This window comes from Candidatus Frankia nodulisporulans (genome assembly GCF_902806475.1).
GTDB lineage: Bacteria > Actinomycetota > Actinomycetes > Frankiales > Frankiaceae > Frankia > Frankia umida.
In genome coordinates this window covers 1-2,419 of sequence record NZ_CADCWS010000406.1, presented here as the reverse complement: position 1 = coordinate 2,419, position 2,419 = coordinate 1, and the positions used below count along the sequence as shown (strand labels likewise).

The following is a 2,419-nucleotide window of genomic DNA, read 5'->3' as shown; positions in this document are numbered from 1 at the left end:
ACCCGTCGACCCCCGCAGAAACGACCTTTTCCACCTGGCGCGGCGCCTTTTCGGCCGTCCCGGGAAAAGCGATTTGAGTGCCGGCTACTCACGATCCGGCCGCGGCGACGCTGCTGTGCTGGCAGCTGTGCCAAATCCCCCTTCGACGGGAGCCACCATGCCGTGGACGCGCCCTGGACCAGCCGGCTGGTCCAGCCCGGACGAGCTGGCCGCCGTGCAACGCGCCGAACTGCCCCGAGTGCTGGCCACCGCCCTGCGCTCGCCTTTCTACGCGGCCCGCTACGCCGACGGTGCGCCGCCGCGGACCGCCGCGGACTTCGCCGACGTCGCACTGACCACCAAGCAGGATCTGCGCGACGCCTACCCGTACGGGATGCTCGCCGTGCCCCGCGAGCGGCTCGCCACCTACCACGAGTCCAGTGGCACCTCCGGCGAGCCGACCGCCTCCTACTACACCGAGCGGGACTGGACCGACCTCGCCGAACGGTTCGCCCGCAAGTGGATCGGCATCAGCCCATCGGACACCCTGCTGGTCCGCACCCCGTACGCGCTGGTGATCACCGGCCATCTCGCGCACGCCGCGGCCCGCAGCTGCGGCGCCACGGTGGTACCGGGCGACCTGCGTTCCCTGGCCACCCCGCTGTCGCGCATCGTGCGGGTGCTGCACGACCTCGAGGTCACCCTCACCTGGTGCAACCCGACCGAGGCGATGATGCTCGCCGCCGCCGCCCGCGCCGCGGGGCTGCGCCCCGACCGGGACTTCCCGGCGCTGCGGGCGATGTTCGTCGCCGCCGAACCCCTCACCGAGGTGCGCCGCCGCCGGATCAGTGAGATCTGGGGCGGTGTCCCGGTCATCGAGGAGTACGGCTCGACCGAGACCGGCACCATCGCCGGCCAGTGCCCGTCCGGCACGATGCACCTGTGGGCCGACCGGGCCATCTTCGAGGTGTTCGACCCCGCTACCGGGGACCTCACCCGCACCGGACGCGGCCAGCTGGTCGTGACCCCGCTGTGGCGCGAGGCGATGCCGCTGCTGCGCTACAACCTGGCCGACGAGGTCGAGGTCGCCGACACACCATGCCCGTGCGGCTGGGCGCTGCCCACGGTGCGGGTGTTCGGCCGGGCCGCCTTCGCCTACCCGGTGGGCCCGGCCACCGTCACCCAGAGCCGACTCGAGGAACTCGTCTTCGCTCTGCCCGCTCCCTGCGAGGTGGTGTTCTGGCGGGCACGCGCCGACCGAGACGTGCTGCGGGTCGAGATCGAGGTCGCCGACGAGCACCGCGAGCGGGCGGTCAAGGAGCTGCGGTCCTCGATCGACCGGGAGCTCGGTGTGCCGCACCAGGTGGACGCGGTGGCACCGGGTGGCATCGTGCCGACGGCGACGCTGCGCGGCCAGCGGGACATCCTCAAGGCCCGGTACCTGTTCGGGCCAGGTGAGGACTGGTCCGGCGCGGTCATGTACCAGTGAGCGCCACGTCGCCGGTCGGGCTGCTCGTCGTCGGCGGCGGCATCGGCGGGCTCGCCGCGGCCCTGGCCGCCGCCCGCGCGGGCTACGCCGTCCACCTGCTCGAACGGGCCGAGGAGTTCGCCGAACTCGGCGCGGGCCTGCAACTCGCCGCGAACGCCACCCGGGTGCTCGCCCACCTCGGTGTGCTCGGGGACGTCGAGGCGCTGTCGGTGGCGCCGCGCCGCCTGGTGATGCGCGACGCCCACACCGGCCAGGAGCTGTCCGCGTTGGACGTCGGCGCCCCCTACCGCCGCCGCTACGGCTACCCGTACCTGGTCGTGCATCGCAACGACCTTCTCACCGTCCTGCTGGCGCACTGTCGCGCCCATCCGGCGGTGACCATCGAGACGGGCCGGACCGTCCATGACGTCCGGACGGTCACCGACCCGCGGACCGGACGCGCCCACGCCGAGGTGGCGTGCGCCGGCGGCGGAATCTACCGGGCGTGGGCGGCCATCGGCGCCGACGGGGTGCGCTCCCGACTTCGCGCCAAGGTCATCACCGCCGCCGGCGCCGCCGCCCGGACCGGCGTCGCCGGCATCAGCGCCACGGGTATCAGCCCGGCCGACGCCGGCTACGGCGGCGGTGGGGTGGCGGCCAACGGGTACGCGACCTATCGGCGGCTGTCGGCGCCGACCCGCGGCGTCCCGCCGGACGTCCAGCTGTGGATCGGGCCACACCTGCACCTGGTGCAGTACCCGGTGCGTCGCCACGAGCTGTTCAACCAGGCCGCGGTGTTCCACAGCCCCACCTTCGGCCACCGCCCGGACTGGGGCGGCCCGGACGAGCTCGACGCCGCCTTCGCCCGCACCTGCGCGCCGGTGCGCACCGCCGTCGCCGAGCTCGACCGCGACCGGTACTGGCCGGTGCAGGACCACGAGCCACTGCGCCGCTGGGTGCACGGCCGGCTGG

The 2,419-nt window shown here is 74.0% G+C and carries 2 protein-coding genes; both read left to right on the top strand.

Annotated features, from left to right (window positions below; translation table 11 throughout):
* Positions 1 to 157 precede the first annotated feature (157 nt).
* Positions 158 to 1,468, top strand: coding sequence for a phenylacetate--CoA ligase family protein (locus G6R24_RS20285; protein WP_163550736.1), 1,311 nt, complete (start codon positions 158 to 160; stop codon positions 1,466 to 1,468).
* The coding region (locus tag G6R24_RS20280; protein ID WP_225438854.1) for an FAD-dependent monooxygenase at positions 1,465 to 2,419 on the top strand (955 nt) is incomplete at its 3' end. The genes G6R24_RS20285 and G6R24_RS20280, both read left to right, overlap by 4 nt.

What these genes read in the sequence shown, in the direction of transcription:
- G6R24_RS20285 (WP_163550736.1), top strand. Translation starts at nt 158, where the DNA reads ATGCCGTGGACGCGCCCTGGACCAGCCGGCTGGTCCAGCCCGGACGAG.